Genomic DNA, 14,020 nt, shown 5'->3' with positions numbered 1-14,020 from the left:
TATTACTGGAAATTCTAAAATTTCATTTTTTATTCGAAAAGCTGATAAGGGATTTAATTTATCGATAAGCAGGTGAAATGAATGGACTAATATTATCGATATCAGTTGCGCATCGATTAAGCAGGTTTGGGAGGCATCTTGCAGAACACCATAAAGTAATCGATCTAAGTCACGAATTAACATTCGTTGTAATCATTGTTTCATTCCATTTTGTTACATTACGCAACGAATTTTCTACTATCCACTTTGGAGCTACAAAATGAAAGTTGCAATGAAACCTTTGTCATTGGCTGTACTTGCGGGTCTTGGTTTGACTCTAGCAGGCTGTACAATAACACCAGATACCGATGAAGTGATTAAACTACGTGTCGTAGAGACAACGGACATCCATACCAACCTAATGGATTACGATTACTACAAAGACAAGCCATCGAAAAAAATCGGCTTAGCACGTACTGCAACTCTAGTAAAAGAAGCTCAAAACGAAGTAACCAACAGCGTATTAGTTGATAACGGTGACTTGCTGCAAGGTAGCCCAATGGGTGACTACATGGCAGACAAAGGCATCGAAGCTGGTGAAGTTCACCCTGCATACAAAGCTATGAACCAGTTAAGCTACGACGCTGCAAACCTAGGTAACCACGAATTCAACTACGGTCTTGAGTTCCTAGAAGAGTCAATCAACGACGCTGATTTCCCGTACATCAGTGCTAACGTTTACGACGCAAAAACCAAAGAACACTACTTCACGCCATACATCATTAAGACGCACACGTTTGAAGATACTGCAGGCGTAGAGCATGAAGTAAAAGTCGGCTACATCGGTTTCGTTCCACCACAAATCATGACGTGGGATAAGAAGAACCTTGAAGGCAAAGTAATCGCTCGTGACATCATTGAGACGGCTAACGACTTAGTGCCTCAAATGAAAGCGGAAGGCGCTGAAGTTATCGTTGCTATCCCTCACTCAGGCGTATCAACGGACCCATACAAAAATGGCGAAGAAAACTCAACGTTCTACCTATCTGAAGTAGACGGCATTGATGCAATCGCGTTCGGCCACTCTCACGCCGTGTTCCCAGGTAAAGGTTTTGATGACATCCAAGGCATCGACAACGAAACGGGTACAATGAACGGTGTTGCGGCAGTAATGCCAGGTCGTTGGGGTAGCCACGTTGGTGTTATGGACCTAACACTTGCACAAAAAGACGGTAAGTGGGAAGTAGTAAAAGGCCAATCAGAAGCGCGTCCTATCTACGACAAAATCGAGAAGAAATCGCTTGCTGCAGCTGATGAGGGCATCGTAACAGCACTAGAAAAAGACCACGCAGGTACTCGTGAGTTTGTTAACCAACCGATTGGTAAAGCAGACGACGTGATGTACAGCTTCCTGTCTCTAGTACAAGACGATCCAACAGTGCAGATTGTTAACCTTGCACAGAAAGATTACGTTGAACAGTTCATCCAAGGTGACCCAGACCTAGATGGTACACCTGTACTTTCTGCTGCTGCACCATTCAAAGCGGGCGGCCGTAAGAATGACCCAGCAAACTTCACTGAAGTTGAATCTGGCCAACTGACATTCCGTAACGCAGCTGACTTGTACCTTTACCCGAACACGCTAGTTGCAATGAAGGTAACAGGTCACGAAGTAAAAGAGTGGCTTGAGTGTTCTGCAGGTCAGTTCAACCAAGTGGATGTTAACTCAACCGCACCACAACAGTTGATCGAGTGGGATAACTTCCGTACTTACAACTTCGATGTTATCGACGGTGTTGATTACCAAATCGACGTAACTCAACCTGCGAAATACGATGCGAACTGTAAAGTGGTTAACCCTGATTCACAGCGTATTGTTGGCCTAACTTACCAAGGTAAGCCAATCGACATGAAGCAAGACTTCCTGATCGCAACCAACAACTACCGTGCATACAGCGCTAAATTCCCAGGCACAGGTGAAGACTTCATCGCATTTGATGCACCAGATGAGAACCGTACTGTTCTTGCAAACTACATCTCTCGCGTAAGCAAAGAGCAAGGTCAAGTAAGCCCAACGGCTGACAACAACTGGTCATTTGCACCAATCAAAACAGATAACAAGTTAGATATCCGCTTTGAAACGTCGCCAAGCGAAAAAGCAGCAGAGTTCATCAAAGAGAAGGGTCAATACCCGATGAAACGTGTTGCGACTGACGATGTTGGTTTCGCTGTTTACCAGATTGACCTAACTAAATAGATTACTTAAGTAATCCATAGTTAACCTTCTAAAGGCTGAGTTTAACGACTCAGCCTTTTTGTTTTCTCTCAATATTCACTCCAAAACCTTAGGTTTCTAACCCTTTAACATCCTCTGATTCTGCATAGTTCTAACCACTCATTGCACCCAATCAACATAAAAAAGCGCTAATTGTCTGTAAGTTTTTCTCTGCTCCTCGTGTCTATTTAATTTACTACACTCAATGAATGGTCATTAAGCCATTCATCTATAGGATAGAAAAGGACATTTGATGAGCACGGTCGAGAGCATTCAAGCATGGTTACATTCAGGGGAGGAGTCGCTGCTATGGCTGATGCTTGGCATTATCGCGCTTTCTTACCTGCTTGAAGATCTTGCCATTGTTACCGCTGCCGGTTTGGCCACTCAAGGGCTCATTCCTCCTCAATATGCTCTGCTTGCCATTTTCATCGGTATTGCCACAGGTGACTTGGGCCTCTACTACCTAGGAAAATCAGGACGTTACTTCCGTGGCGTTCGTTACAACGCCCTCACCAATAAGTACTTTCGTTCGCTTCGTACCAAATTACGCCAAAACGCATTCAGCAGCCTTTTTGTTATCCGCTTTATTCCTGGGCTACGCACCGTTGGTTTTACTCTGAGTGGCTTTTTCGCCATCCCACTGCCTACTTTCTTGTTTGCCGTCATCAGCGCAACTGCGCTCTGGACTGGCATTGTCTTCTCTGCCATCTACTATTTAGGGACATCAGCGTGGCTGCAAGCCTCTGAATATCAATGGATCATCATCCCGTGTGCCATCGTTTTGCTGTTTATCGGCAATCGATTAATGAATAAAACCTACTCTAGAGGGCTATCATGAGTTCACCGCAAGATATTCGCATCATTCCCGCACATCAAATTAATGCAGGCATGCCTCTGCTTGAAAAAGATACCGTGCGCAGTGTCTCTCCTTATGAGTTTCTTCCGACTTGGTTTTTCTACACGCCAGTGGTCATTCAAAGCCTGATGCAAGGGTTACGGCACTTTGACTGGGCACTTCCGCTCATCGCCAATCCAAGCATTAAGTTAAGCGGCATGGTCGGCGAATCAAAACATGAGATATTGAGCCTTGCCGGATCTTCAAGTCAGCGTTGGATCTCACCGTTTATTACCCTAACTAAAACGGATCTCAGCAGTAAAAAACAAGCCGAAGACGCACGTAGCGCACTCATACAATCAGCTCTTGATTTCCCAATCGTGGCGAAGCCGGATCTTGGTTGTCGAGGTGTTGGCGTTAAGCTGATCAACAACCAAGATCAACTTGAGCAATATGTCGAATCTTTCCCAAATAATGCTCGATTTCTACTGCAGAAAAAGGCGCCTTATCAAGCCGAAGCGGGTGTTTTCTACGTTCGTTACCCAAATAAAAAGCAAGGTGAGATCATCTCGATCACACTCAAATATGCGCCAATGGTGATGGGTGATGGCAAGTCGACACTCAAGCAGTTAATTGAAAACAGCCCGCGCGCTGGGCAACTCAGCCACCTGTATCTACCGAGACATGAAGATAAATTGGATCAAGTGCTCGCAGAGGGCGAAGAGTTCCAACTCGCGTTTGCAGGCAGCCATAGTCGTGGCTGTATCTTCCGAGACGGTAATCAATACATCACTCAGGCTTTAACAGAACGCTTAGACGAGATATTCGACGACTTCGATGGCTTTCACTTTGGTCGACTCGACGTCAAGTTTAAAGACATGCACAGCCTAATGAACGGTGAGGATTTCACGATTCTTGAGGTCAACGGCGCAAGCAGTGAGGCTGGACATATCTGGGATCGCAACACCCCATTACGAGAGATATTTTCTACGCTACTCCTGCAATATCGCATTCTTTTTGATATTGGCGCTCAGCAAAAACAACGAGGCCACCAATCCCCTTCTTTCAAGAGCTTATTTGCGGCGTGGCAAGAAGAGCGACGTCTTGTTCAACAATATCCGACTACCGACTAACTTTGCACGAGGATCATGAATGAACCCCATAGCCCAACCGAGCGCCCTTACTTCTTTCTCTCCTAGTATCAAGGGAGCGGTAGAGATATTGAATCAGGGTCTAGAGTTTTTGTTAGCGATTTCTGACAGCGATTACCTGACACGAGCAAAGCCACACGTTACAAGCTCTATCGGTGAACATACTCGTCACACACTGGATCTTTTTCACGCTTTGATTTTAAAAGAGGATGAGACCGTTGATTACAACACTCGTCGTCGTGGTCATCCCGTCGAATACGACCGCTCTATTGCAGTCAAAGAGATCCACTACGTGATCAACTGGCTTGAACGATTAGACCGTCGAGATCTCGAAGCGCCTATCATGATCCAAACTGAGGTTTCGATGGATGCTCAAGTGTTCGCAAGCCTGCCTTCAACGCTCGAAAGAGAGGTCACCTTTGCCGCGCTGCATGCCAATCATCATTACGCGATGATCAAGGTGATCACCACCTTCCTAGACGTCGAGACCTGCAACACCTTTGGTTATGCCCCAACCACCAACAGCTATCTGAGGGAGCAATAATCATGTGTTCAGTATCTTGGCTGCTTGAAGAGAATGGTTATCAGGTCTTTTTTAATCGTGATGAACAAAAGACGCGAGCACTCGCAATGCCACCTAAACAATATCGAGTCAACGGTGTCGATATCATCATGCCACTCGACCCAACTGGCGGCGGTAGTTGGATAAGTATTAACGAGTTCGGACTTTCATTATGCCTACTCAATAACTATCAAGGCTCAGTGCCTGTTGGGCCTTTAGTCAGCCGCGGTTTGCTACTTAAAAACCTATCATCGAGTCGTAATATCAGTCAGCTCTCTGAAGCATTTCACAAGCTAGACCTACACTCTTTTGCCCCATTTACCTTGCTGGCTTTCGCGCCCAACCTAACCCAATACAATGGTCTGGTTATCGCCTACATGTGGGATGGTATTCAACAGCAAATAGTCGACACTGATTCTCCACTGTTCTCATCCGGTGTTGATTTAGAGCGAGTGCAAGCCTACCGACAAGCAAAATACGATCAGCTTATGGCAACAGGTAAGAATCAACAGAACTTACTTCAGTTTCACTCTCACCATCACAGCGAACAACCTCATTTAGCGACCTGTATGCATCGTGAAGACGCGCACACCGTGAGCTTTACACATTTACGCAATCTACACGGCCAAGCCTCTATGTTTTACGCACCCGGCTCGCCTTGTGAACCCATTAAACCATGCCAGATAAATCAACAGCGTTTTACCTTCGATTTATCACCAGCAATCAATCTATAGATGGAGTCCATCATGAGAAAACTATTAACCATGGTCATGCTACTTGTTAGCCCATACGTATTTGCCGCCGATGAAATCTACACCGGGTTCTTTAGCAGTAAGGCGCTCGATGGCTACGACACTGTGGCTTATTTCACTTCAGGTAAGCCTATTGAAGGCAGTAAAAAATTCAGCACCGAGTACAAAGGCGCGGATTGGTATTTCTCTTCTGAAAAGAATCTGACTTTATTTGTTAATAATCCTGAAAAATATGCCCCTCAATATGGTGGTTATTGCGCTTGGGCAGTATCCGCGAAGAGTGACTTTGCACCGGGTGACCCACATCAATGGACGATTGTTGATAACAAGCTTTACCTCAACTACGACCAAGAGATTAAGCAGCGTTGGGAACAAGACCAAGCACAGCATATTCAACAAGCCGATAAAGTTTGGCCGCAACTGATTAAGTAAGGGAATAACGATGATATTCACTCCAGCCAAACATATCCCTGCGGCATTTATCGCGTTTGTGTTTATTCAGTCGCTGTTCTTTAAGTTCACTGGCTCATACGAGACAGAGCATATCTTTGGCACGCTCGCGACATGGTCAGGGTTCAGTTGGTTCGGCTCGTTTGGCGGCTACTTGATTGGGTTCGCTGAATTGATTGCGGCTATTTTACTGTTTACTCGTTGGCATGGCCTAGGTGCCATCATGAGTGTGGGAATTATGAGTGGTGCGATTTTCTTCCACCTGTTTACGCCACTCGGTATTCAAATGCCTGAGTTTAATGCAGCGGGTGAAATTGTCGGTTATGACGGTGGATTACTGTTTGGTATGGCATGCCTAGTGTGGTTATGCGGTGCATTTTTAAGTGTGAAAGATTTCAAGAATCAAGACGGTTTCCTAAACAACTTTAGTCAATAAGGTAGCTTCATTATGATTGATAGTCCTTTTCGTTTACCACGTTACACGCCTTTTGGTTTAGGTGAGTCTGTTGTCGAGTGGGCAACTGGGCTATCTAAGCTAGACCGACTCTATCAAGATCGACCAAACGAGTTATCTAGCTTTGAATTCATGCATCACACTCTGTCGGCGCTCAATATCGACTACTCGGTTTCATCTGGCACCACAGAGAATATCCCGGAAGAAGGGCCGGTTGTGATTGTGGCTAACCATCCACTTGGCGCAATTGAAGGCGTGATCCTTGCCGATCTCGTAGGATCAGTAAGGAAGGATGTGAAGGTGCTGGCCAATGAGTTACTTAAGCGCCTGCCTGAACTGGATGATCTTTTCATCGGTGTCGATGTCTTTAACAGTAAAGAGTCAAAACGCACCAATGCTAAAGCCATTCGAGATGCCAATCGTCATTTAGCTGATGGTGGGCTTTTGATTGTATTCCCTGCGGGTGAAGTTTCGAGCTACCGTAAAGGGGCAAAAACACTGACAGACATCGAGTGGAGCAAGTCTGTCGCGAAATTCGTAAAACGTCATCAAGCCACCACAGTGCCTATCTTTATCAATGGTAAAAACAGCGAGCTTTTCTACCAAGCAGGACGTGTTCATCCACTATTAAGAACCGCTCTACTCGGGCGTGAACTTCTTAATAAACAGGCGACGACTATCTCTATCTCGATTGGCTCATCGATTCCGTATTCAGAGATAAAATCATTTGAAAAAGAGATGGATATCGTCAACTACCTACGACTCAATACCTACCTAATGAGTCAACAAGACAGCCCGAACACGCCAATCCACGCCCCCTCTTTCGATACCCAAGTGGTAGCGCCTATTCCGCCAGAAGTCTTATCAATAGAGATAGACTCACTCCCTGAAGAGACGAAACTGCTCGAGCAAGGGGACTTCGAGGTCTACTGCACGCCTAGCCAATCTATTCCTAACTTAATGCGCGAGATTGGTCGAGTCAGAGAAGAGAGCTTTAGAGAAGTCGGAGAAGGCAGCGGGCTGGCCTGCGATTTAGATGAGTATGACCTTTACTACCATCAACTGTTTGTGTGGAATAAAACTAAGGCAGAGCTGGTTGGTGCATATCGACTCGGTATGGTCGACAAACTCATCGCAGATCACGGGCTTGATCAACTCTACTCTCGTAGCCTGTTTAACTACAACCAAGAATTCATTGATACTCTAGAAAACAGCATTGAGCTTGGGCGATCAGTGGTAAGTAAGCCTTACCAAAAGAGCCTGAACTCTCTGCTACTATTGTGGAAAGGCATCGCGACCTTTGTGTCTCGTCACCCTCAATACACCCATCTTTTCGGCCCTGTCAGTATCAGTAATGATTACAGCCACAATGCGCGTCTGTTGATCGCGACCACCTTATCAATCCATCACTACGATGAGGAAAAGGCGAATTTGGTTTCACCTTCGTCACCACTCAATACCACCAGTCATGTGTTCTGGCAAAATCACCTGCTCTCTTCACTGGCGAGTGTGCCTCTGCTCTCTAAAGTGTTAGCACGCATGGAGCAAGGTAAAGGCCTGCCGGTACTGCTGCGCCAATATCTAGGGATGAACGGTAAACTGGTGTGTTTTAATGTCGACCCATCGTTTAATGATGCCTTGGATGGCTTGATTGTGGTGAACCTTAAAAAGGTACCACTGAAAACCCTGGGTAAATACATGGGCAGAGAGCTTGCTCAAGACTATCTAGAGCAACACGCACGACGCTGATCCATCCTACTCTGTACCTCTCTCCAAATAAGTGCGATGATTTCGGCACTTATTTGGGATAGGTTATTTTCATGCACACCTCTTTTATCGAACAACTGCAAAGCTTCGACTTCTCTGAAAGCCAGATTGAATCTCTACTCGCTGTTGCCAAGCCACTTGAGCTGCCAACCAGACACATCCTGATCAATCAAGGTGAGATGGCGAGTTCAATCTACTTTGTACTTGAAGGCTTGTGCCATGCCTGCTACTTGACCAATGACGGCAAGCAATACAGTAAAGAGTTCTATTGGGAACAAGATTGGATCATCGGCTTTGAGAGTCTGATAAAAAGCCAAGCGTCCCCTTACCTATTAGAAACGCTGACTCCCATCACCATGTTAGAGCTGCCAATGAATGCCGTTATCGAGTGGCGTGCTTTAAATAATCCTTTGTATTTAAAGCTGTTAGAAACACAGCTGATGCATAAGGAAAACAAAGAACGCTTCATGCTGCTCTATACACCAGAGCAACGCTATCAGCTGTTCTGCGAACACTATCCCGACCTCGAGCAGCGCCTCAACGACAATCAAATTGCAGCCTACCTAGGAATAACCGCAATCAGCCTGAGCAGAATTAAAGGTCGAATTAACAATAGTTAATGCCAACAATCATCGCGCATAGTACATTCAGAGCATCGATAACCTCTGGATGTAAACATGATCACTTGGCACTCAATTCCCTTTTCTGAACTCTCAACACAACAGCTTTATCAACTACTTAAATTAAGAGTCGATGTATTTGTGGTGGAGCAAACTTGTCCTTATCCAGAACTCGACGGTAAAGATACACTCGCAGGTGTTGAGCACCTGCTTGGCTATTCTGATGAAGAGTTGGTTGCGTGTGCACGTTTATTACCACCAGGTACCTCTTACGACAACACCAGCATCGGCCGAGTCGCAACCAAGCAATCAGCAAGAGGTGATGGCTTGGGGCATCAATTAATAAAAGAAGCATTAACACGCTGCGAGGCTCTTTGGCCAAATACGGCCATTGATATTGGCGCGCAGCAACACCTAGAAAACTTCTATGCGAGCCATGGCTTCAACACCATCTCGGATATGTACCTCGAAGATGACATTCCTCATATAGACATGAGATTAGAAAAATAATGACGAATATCACTGCCGGTATTCTACTGTTGGTTGCAGGTAACTTGTTTGCCTCACTTTCCGACGTAGCGGTAAAGCTGTTAAATGGCGAAGTACCGCCCTTGCAGTATATTTTTTTCCGACAGTTGATATCTCTGCTCATCATCACCCCTTTGTGGCTACAACAGAAAAAAGAACAACGGCGCTTACAGCAGGCTAAGGTAACCTTCATTCGAGGTCAGTTAATTCTAATCGGCAGTGGATGTATGGTGGTCGCGATCACTCACTTGTCTTTGGCAACCGCCAACGCAGTATTTTATGTCGCGCCTTTACTGATGCTGCCGCTCTCAATGTTGCTATTGAAAGAGCAACCGGCACTTGGCAAGGTGATCGCCACTACCATAGGTTTCATCGGTGCACTGATTGTCTTAAGACCATCACAATTTCATTGGGCAGCACTGTTTGCTTTGGGGACAGCACTCACTCTCGCACTATTTAATGTACTCGTAAGAAAGCTTCCTAGTGAGCAAACGGTGGTCACTACGCTGTGGTGGACAACCTTATTCTCTATTCCAGCATCATTGGTATTGTGCTTTTTATACTGGCAACCCGTGTCTGTCGAACACTTGGGGTACATAGCCCTGAGTGCAACACTTATATTAAGCTACAACGGCCTTGCGGTTGCTGCCTATCAAAAAGCACACTCTAGCCAAATTGCCTTGGCTGAGTATTCAGGATTGGTGTTTGTCGCGCTAATAGGTGCAATATGGTTCGATGAGATTCCGGATACATTAACCTTTATCGGAATCATGCTTATCATCTTGCCACTCGCCCCTTTCAAGCGACCAAAAAAAAGAGCTAATGCTTAGCTCTTTTCTATCGTTTATCTGTGTATGGTGAAGTGCTTTTAACTCAGGCTTACTGTTCATCTACTTACTGCGACCGAAGCCACCATCGGATAAGCGGAAGAACATCACCGAAGTGTCACCTTTCTCTAGCTGAAGAATGTCCAACTGCCCAGTCTCAGCAAGTTTGAAACGAACCAGCTGGCCTTTACGAATCTGACTAAGTGGCTTATCTGCACCTTCAATACGCACTAACGCATTCAAGTCAGACAATGGTAAATCGTTGTTTCGAAAAACCTGCGCTAACGTATCCCCTTGCTTAACAAGGTACTCCTGCCAATTTTTGTTGCTCTGTTCTGATGAACTGCTCTTGGCATTTTGCTGTTCGCTTAAGCCAACTGTGTTTATTTCAAGCTCAACGCGCGATGTTGTTGGAGCTGCGTCTACTTTTGGTTCTGGTAGCGGCACAAAAAGTAATATCAGTACGATCGGAGAAATCACCATCAATAGTCTTTGGTGTAACTTCGGCAATGAACCCCAAGTTTGCGCTGTTGAGGTTTTCATTTTCTTCACATCGATCGAACTCAATTTCTCTTTGACCTGATTCAGTCGATCCTTGAATTCTGCTAAGTGGTCAACTTTCTGTTTTTTCTTTTGACGACGATTCATACCACTGCGTCCTATACATTGAATAACTACAGTATAAAAACCAAAGTACCAACAGTATAGATCTTTCCGTCACAACAAGGCCCAAAGCGAGAAAATTGACATGGCTGTGATTTGGGCACGGTAAAGCGCAAGTGATCAGGGACTAGCCGTTTCTTCACGCTGCTAATACTGGTATTCTTACCCTTTTCGTACTGACAAAAAGAGTGACTTTTCATGTCTGAAGTAAAATTTGAAACTGTAGAGCAAAAAGCTAGCTACGGTATCGGTCTACAAATGGGCCAACAACTTGCTGGTTCTGGTCTTGAAGGCCTAAACGTTGACGCAATCGCTGCTGGTATCGCAACAGCTCTAGTTGGCGACATGCCAGCTATCGAAGTTGACGAAATCAACAACGCACTACAAGAGCTACACACTCGTGGTGAAGCTGCACGTCAAGAACTAGCTAAAGCTGCTGCTGCTGACGGCGAAGCTTTCCTAGCTGACAACGCTCTTCGTTCAGAAGTAACGGTTCTTGAGTCTGGTCTTCAGTACGAAGTACTAACTGAAGGTACTGGCGAAATCCCAACTGCAGACAAGCAAGTACGTGTTCACTACCACGGCGAACTAACTGACGGTACTGTTTTCGACAGCTCTGTATCTCGCGGTCAACCTGCTGAATTCCCAGTAACTGGCGTAATTCAAGGTTGGGTACAAGCTCTACAAATGATGCCTGTTGGCTCTAAGTGGAAGCTATACATCCCTCAAGATCTAGCATACGGTGAGCGTGGCGCAGGTGCTGCAATCCCACCATTTGCTGCTCTAGTATTTGAAGTAGAACTTCTAGCTATTCTTTAATTTTTATAAAAACCTTTAGTAAAACAAAATACTATAGGCAAATAAAATTGAAATAATCCAACGGCGATGTGACTACATCGCCGTTTTTCGTTTATAGTGAAAGAGTAAATTACTTTATTACTTAAGGACGAATAATGAAGAAAGTACTCATCACAGTTTTAAGCAGCCTTGCTGTTGTCTCTTGCGCTAGCACTAGCGACTCTGAACAAACCAGTTCATCATCAGATACCAACTATTCCCAACTATCCCAAACTGCACTGATGGCAGCAGTGAATATGTGGTCTCAGCAGAACGAAACAACACCGCTTGTGGATACGGTAGCTGACCAAGCTTCTGTTACCAGCGACCAAGCAGTTGGCGGTATTGGTTCAATGCTGGCCCTTGCACAAAACTCACTTGGCACTGCTGACAACAAAGAACTCGCAACGCTAATTCCGGGTATGTCGAGCCTTGAGTCTACAGGTCTATCATCGCTATTAAGCTCACAAGGTGCCGTTGAAAGTGCGTTTTCTGGATTAGGTATGGATCCATCAATGGTTACAACATTTGCACCCATCATTCTTCAAGCACTGCAGTCACAAGGTGCAACGAGCGGCCTGATGGATTCACTTTCAGCTATATGGCAATAATCGTTAGTATTAATAGCTAGCTTAAAATTTGATAAGGGCACTTCGGTGCTCTTTTTTGTGCGTGGAAGAAAAGATATTTGAGATACGAGATACGAGATACGAGATACGAGATACGAGATACGAGATACGAGATACGAGATACGAGATACGAGATACGAGATATTTTTGAAAAATAGAGCAGATAAGACAAGCAAAAAGTGCCAAACATCATGGTGCAATTTCGATTATCTATTCCGTGTTCTACAGACACAAAAAAGCCGAGCTAATGCTCGGCTTTTGTATTAAGAATCTAGTATAGATTACTCAGCAGCTTCTTCAACAGCTGGGCGGTCTACAAGCTCAATGTAAGCCATTGGAGCTTTATCACCAGTACGGAAACCACATTTAAGAATGCGAGTGTAACCACCTTGGCGAGCCGCGAAACGCGGGCCTAGTTCATTAAATAGTTTTGCCACAACTTCGTTATCACGAGTGCGAGCAAATGCAAGACGACGGTTAGCAACACTGTCTGTCTTAGCTAGGGTAATCAATGGCTCAATTACGCGACGTAGTTCTTTTGCTTTAGGCACGGTAGTTTTAATAACTTCGTGACGAACAAGAGAGCTAGCCATGTTGCTGAACATCGCTTTGCGATGACTGCTGTTGCGGTTGAGTTGACGACCACTTTTACGATGGCGCATGACCTAATCCTTCTAACTTTTCGATTAATCTTCAGCGATTGACGCTGGTGGCCAGTTTTCTAGGCGCATGCCTAGAGAAAGACCACGTGAAGCAAGCACATCTTTAATCTCTGTAAGAGATTTCTTACCAAGGTTTGGCGTTTTAAGTAGCTCAACCTCAGTGCGCTGTACAAGATCACCGATGTAGTGAATCGCTTCTGCTTTCAAACAGTTAGCAGAGCGAACTGTTAGTTCAAGATCGTCTACAGGACGTAGTAGGATAGGATCGAATTCTGGCTTCTCTTCCTTCTCCTCAGGTACACGTACATCACGAAGATCTACGAACGCATCCAGTTGTTCAGCTAAAATTGTAGCTGCACGACGGATTGCTTCCTCAGGTTCTAGAGTACCGTTCGTTTCCATATCGATAACAAGCTTGTCTAAATCAGTACGTTGTTCTACACGTGCCGCTTCTACAGCGTAAGCGATTTTATCAACCGGGCTGTAAGTAGCGTCAACTAGTAGACGACCGATAGGACGCTCATCTTCTTCAGTATGGATACGAGCTGAAGCTGGAACGTAACCACGACCACGTTCTACTTTGATACGCATAGCGATCTCAGCGTTGTCATCCGTTAGGTGACAAATTACGTGCTCAGGGTTAGCGATCTCTACATCACCATCGTGGGTGATGTCACCTGCAACAACAGGGCCTGAGCCTGATTTGTTCAGTGTAATAAACACTTCATCTTTGCCTTCAGCAACGCGTACAGCCAAACCTTTAAGGTTTAGAAGGATTTCCAGGATATCTTCCTGAACGCCTTCTTTAGTGCTGTATTCGTGTAGCACACCTTCAATTTCAACTTCTGTTACGGCACAACCCGGCATAGAAGATAGAAGAATGCGGCGAAGAGCATTACCTAGAGTGTGGCCGAAACCGCGCTCTAATGGCTCAAGAGTTACTTTCGCGTGTGTCGTATTGATCTGTTCAATGTCAACAAGACGCGGCTTAAGAAATTCTGTTACAGAACCCTGCATTGTGTCCTC

Annotated in this window: 16 protein-coding genes; 13 read left to right on the top strand and 3 right to left on the bottom strand. The window is 45.2% G+C overall.

Annotated features, from left to right (window positions below; translation table 11 throughout):
* Window positions 1-259: 259 nt before the first annotated feature.
* The 11 genes from MSG34_RS20260 (at window position 260) to MSG34_RS20210 (ending at window position 10,206) form a co-directional block, all read left to right on the top strand.
* On the top strand, window positions 260-2,236 hold the full coding sequence (locus tag MSG34_RS20260; RefSeq protein ID WP_248339186.1) for a bifunctional 2',3'-cyclic-nucleotide 2'-phosphodiesterase/3'-nucleotidase: 1,977 nt from the start codon (window positions 260-262) through the stop codon (window positions 2,234-2,236).
* A gap of 271 nt (window positions 2,237-2,507) precedes the next feature.
* Window positions 2,508-3,095 carry a DedA family protein gene (locus MSG34_RS20255; protein ID WP_248339185.1) on the top strand — a complete coding sequence of 196 codons (588 nt, stop codon included), beginning with the start codon at window positions 2,508-2,510 and terminating at the stop codon, window positions 3,093-3,095.
* The gene (locus MSG34_RS20250; protein ID WP_248339184.1) at window positions 3,092-4,225 is read left to right on the top strand and encodes an ATP-grasp domain-containing protein; all 1,134 of its coding nucleotides are present in this window, start codon (window positions 3,092-3,094) and stop codon (window positions 4,223-4,225) included. Before MSG34_RS20255 ends, MSG34_RS20250 begins: the two co-directional genes overlap by 4 nt.
* A gap of 19 nt (window positions 4,226-4,244) precedes the next feature.
* Entirely contained in the window at window positions 4,245-4,787 is a 543-nt protein-coding gene (locus MSG34_RS20245) for a hypothetical protein (protein WP_048618622.1), read from the top strand.
* A 2-nt stretch (window positions 4,788-4,789) separates the two neighbouring features.
* A complete protein-coding gene (locus MSG34_RS20240) occupies window positions 4,790-5,539 on the top strand; it encodes an NRDE family protein (protein ID WP_248339181.1) in 750 nt (249 codons plus the stop codon).
* Between the two features lie 12 nt (window positions 5,540-5,551).
* On the top strand, window positions 5,552-5,989 hold the full coding sequence (locus tag MSG34_RS20235) for a YHS domain-containing (seleno)protein (protein WP_248339180.1): 438 nt from the start codon (window positions 5,552-5,554) through the stop codon (window positions 5,987-5,989).
* 10 nt (window positions 5,990-5,999) lie between these two features.
* Window positions 6,000-6,443, top strand: a complete 444-nt coding sequence (locus tag MSG34_RS20230; protein ID WP_248339179.1) for a hypothetical protein — start codon at window positions 6,000-6,002, stop codon at window positions 6,441-6,443.
* A 12-nt stretch (window positions 6,444-6,455) separates the two neighbouring features.
* Window positions 6,456-8,210, top strand: a complete 1,755-nt coding sequence (locus MSG34_RS20225; protein ID WP_248339178.1) for a lysophospholipid acyltransferase family protein — start codon at window positions 6,456-6,458, stop codon at window positions 8,208-8,210.
* Between the two features lie 71 nt (window positions 8,211-8,281).
* Complete coding sequence (locus MSG34_RS20220) at window positions 8,282-8,848, top strand: Crp/Fnr family transcriptional regulator (RefSeq protein WP_248339177.1); 567 nt, start codon at window positions 8,282-8,284, stop codon at window positions 8,846-8,848.
* Window positions 8,849-8,905: 57 nt separating this feature from the next.
* Window positions 8,906-9,358 carry a GNAT family N-acetyltransferase gene (locus MSG34_RS20215; protein ID WP_048618609.1) on the top strand — a complete coding sequence of 151 codons (453 nt, stop codon included), beginning with the start codon at window positions 8,906-8,908 and terminating at the stop codon, window positions 9,356-9,358.
* Entirely contained in the window at window positions 9,358-10,206 is an 849-nt protein-coding gene (locus MSG34_RS20210) for a DMT family transporter (RefSeq protein ID WP_248339176.1), read from the top strand. The genes MSG34_RS20215 and MSG34_RS20210 overlap by 1 nt, the downstream gene beginning before the upstream one ends.
* 60 nt (window positions 10,207-10,266) lie before the next feature.
* Here the strand turns inward: MSG34_RS20210 and MSG34_RS20205 are convergent, their stop codons facing one another.
* On the bottom strand, window positions 10,267-10,851 hold the full coding sequence (locus MSG34_RS20205) for a LysM-like peptidoglycan-binding domain-containing protein (protein WP_248339175.1): 585 nt from the start codon (window positions 10,849-10,851) through the stop codon (window positions 10,267-10,269).
* Window positions 10,852-11,064: 213 nt separating this feature from the next.
* On the opposite strand from MSG34_RS20205, the gene MSG34_RS20200 reads away from it, so the two are divergent.
* Window positions 11,065-11,685, top strand: a complete 621-nt coding sequence (locus tag MSG34_RS20200) for an FKBP-type peptidyl-prolyl cis-trans isomerase (protein WP_008220519.1) — start codon at window positions 11,065-11,067, stop codon at window positions 11,683-11,685.
* Window positions 11,686-11,819: 134 nt separating this feature from the next.
* Window positions 11,820-12,314, top strand: a complete 495-nt coding sequence (locus MSG34_RS20195; RefSeq protein ID WP_017058875.1) for a DUF2780 domain-containing protein — start codon at window positions 11,820-11,822, stop codon at window positions 12,312-12,314.
* A 299-nt stretch (window positions 12,315-12,613) separates the two neighbouring features.
* Here the strand turns inward: MSG34_RS20195 and rplQ are convergent, their stop codons facing one another.
* Complete coding sequence (gene rplQ / locus MSG34_RS20190; protein WP_248339174.1) at window positions 12,614-12,994, bottom strand: 50S ribosomal protein L17; 381 nt, start codon at window positions 12,992-12,994, stop codon at window positions 12,614-12,616.
* Window positions 12,995-13,018: 24 nt separating this feature from the next.
* On the bottom strand, window positions 13,019-14,011 hold the full coding sequence (gene rpoA / locus MSG34_RS20185; RefSeq protein WP_004729813.1) for a DNA-directed RNA polymerase subunit alpha: 993 nt from the start codon (window positions 14,009-14,011) through the stop codon (window positions 13,019-13,021).
* Window positions 14,012-14,020: the final 9 nt, after the last annotated feature.

Source organism: Vibrio sp. 1CM2L (assembly GCF_023161695.1).
Classification (GTDB): domain Bacteria; phylum Pseudomonadota; class Gammaproteobacteria; order Enterobacterales; family Vibrionaceae; genus Vibrio; species Vibrio coralliirubri.
Note: the sequence above shows the minus strand (reverse complement) of the source record. Positions and strands in the feature narration are given on the sequence as shown.

Excerpts from the sequence above, each read along its gene's own strand:
- MSG34_RS20260 (WP_248339186.1), top strand. The coding sequence starts at position 260 with ATGAAAGTTGCAATGAAACCTTTGTCATTGGCTGTACTTGCGGGTCTT.
- MSG34_RS20255 (WP_248339185.1), top strand. The coding sequence starts at position 2,508 with ATGAGCACGGTCGAGAGCATTCAAGCATGGTTACATTCAGGGGAGGAG.
- MSG34_RS20250 (WP_248339184.1), top strand. The coding sequence starts at position 3,092 with ATGAGTTCACCGCAAGATATTCGCATCATTCCCGCACATCAAATTAAT.
- MSG34_RS20245 (WP_048618622.1), top strand. The coding sequence starts at position 4,245 with ATGAACCCCATAGCCCAACCGAGCGCCCTTACTTCTTTCTCTCCTAGT.
- MSG34_RS20240 (WP_248339181.1), top strand. The coding sequence starts at position 4,790 with ATGTGTTCAGTATCTTGGCTGCTTGAAGAGAATGGTTATCAGGTCTTT.
- MSG34_RS20235 (WP_248339180.1), top strand. The coding sequence starts at position 5,552 with ATGAGAAAACTATTAACCATGGTCATGCTACTTGTTAGCCCATACGTA.
- MSG34_RS20230 (WP_248339179.1), top strand. The coding sequence starts at position 6,000 with ATGATATTCACTCCAGCCAAACATATCCCTGCGGCATTTATCGCGTTT.
- MSG34_RS20225 (WP_248339178.1), top strand. The coding sequence starts at position 6,456 with ATGATTGATAGTCCTTTTCGTTTACCACGTTACACGCCTTTTGGTTTA.
- MSG34_RS20220 (WP_248339177.1), top strand. The coding sequence starts at position 8,282 with ATGCACACCTCTTTTATCGAACAACTGCAAAGCTTCGACTTCTCTGAA.
- MSG34_RS20215 (WP_048618609.1), top strand. The coding sequence starts at position 8,906 with ATGATCACTTGGCACTCAATTCCCTTTTCTGAACTCTCAACACAACAG.
- MSG34_RS20210 (WP_248339176.1), top strand. The coding sequence starts at position 9,358 with ATGACGAATATCACTGCCGGTATTCTACTGTTGGTTGCAGGTAACTTG.
- MSG34_RS20205 (WP_248339175.1), bottom strand. The coding sequence starts at position 10,851 with ATGAATCGTCGTCAAAAGAAAAAACAGAAAGTTGACCACTTAGCAGAA.
- MSG34_RS20200 (WP_008220519.1), top strand. The coding sequence starts at position 11,065 with ATGTCTGAAGTAAAATTTGAAACTGTAGAGCAAAAAGCTAGCTACGGT.
- MSG34_RS20195 (WP_017058875.1), top strand. The coding sequence starts at position 11,820 with ATGAAGAAAGTACTCATCACAGTTTTAAGCAGCCTTGCTGTTGTCTCT.
- rplQ (WP_248339174.1), bottom strand. The coding sequence starts at position 12,994 with ATGCGCCATCGTAAAAGTGGTCGTCAACTCAACCGCAACAGCAGTCAT.
- rpoA (WP_004729813.1), bottom strand. The coding sequence starts at position 14,011 with ATGCAGGGTTCTGTAACAGAATTTCTTAAGCCGCGTCTTGTTGACATT.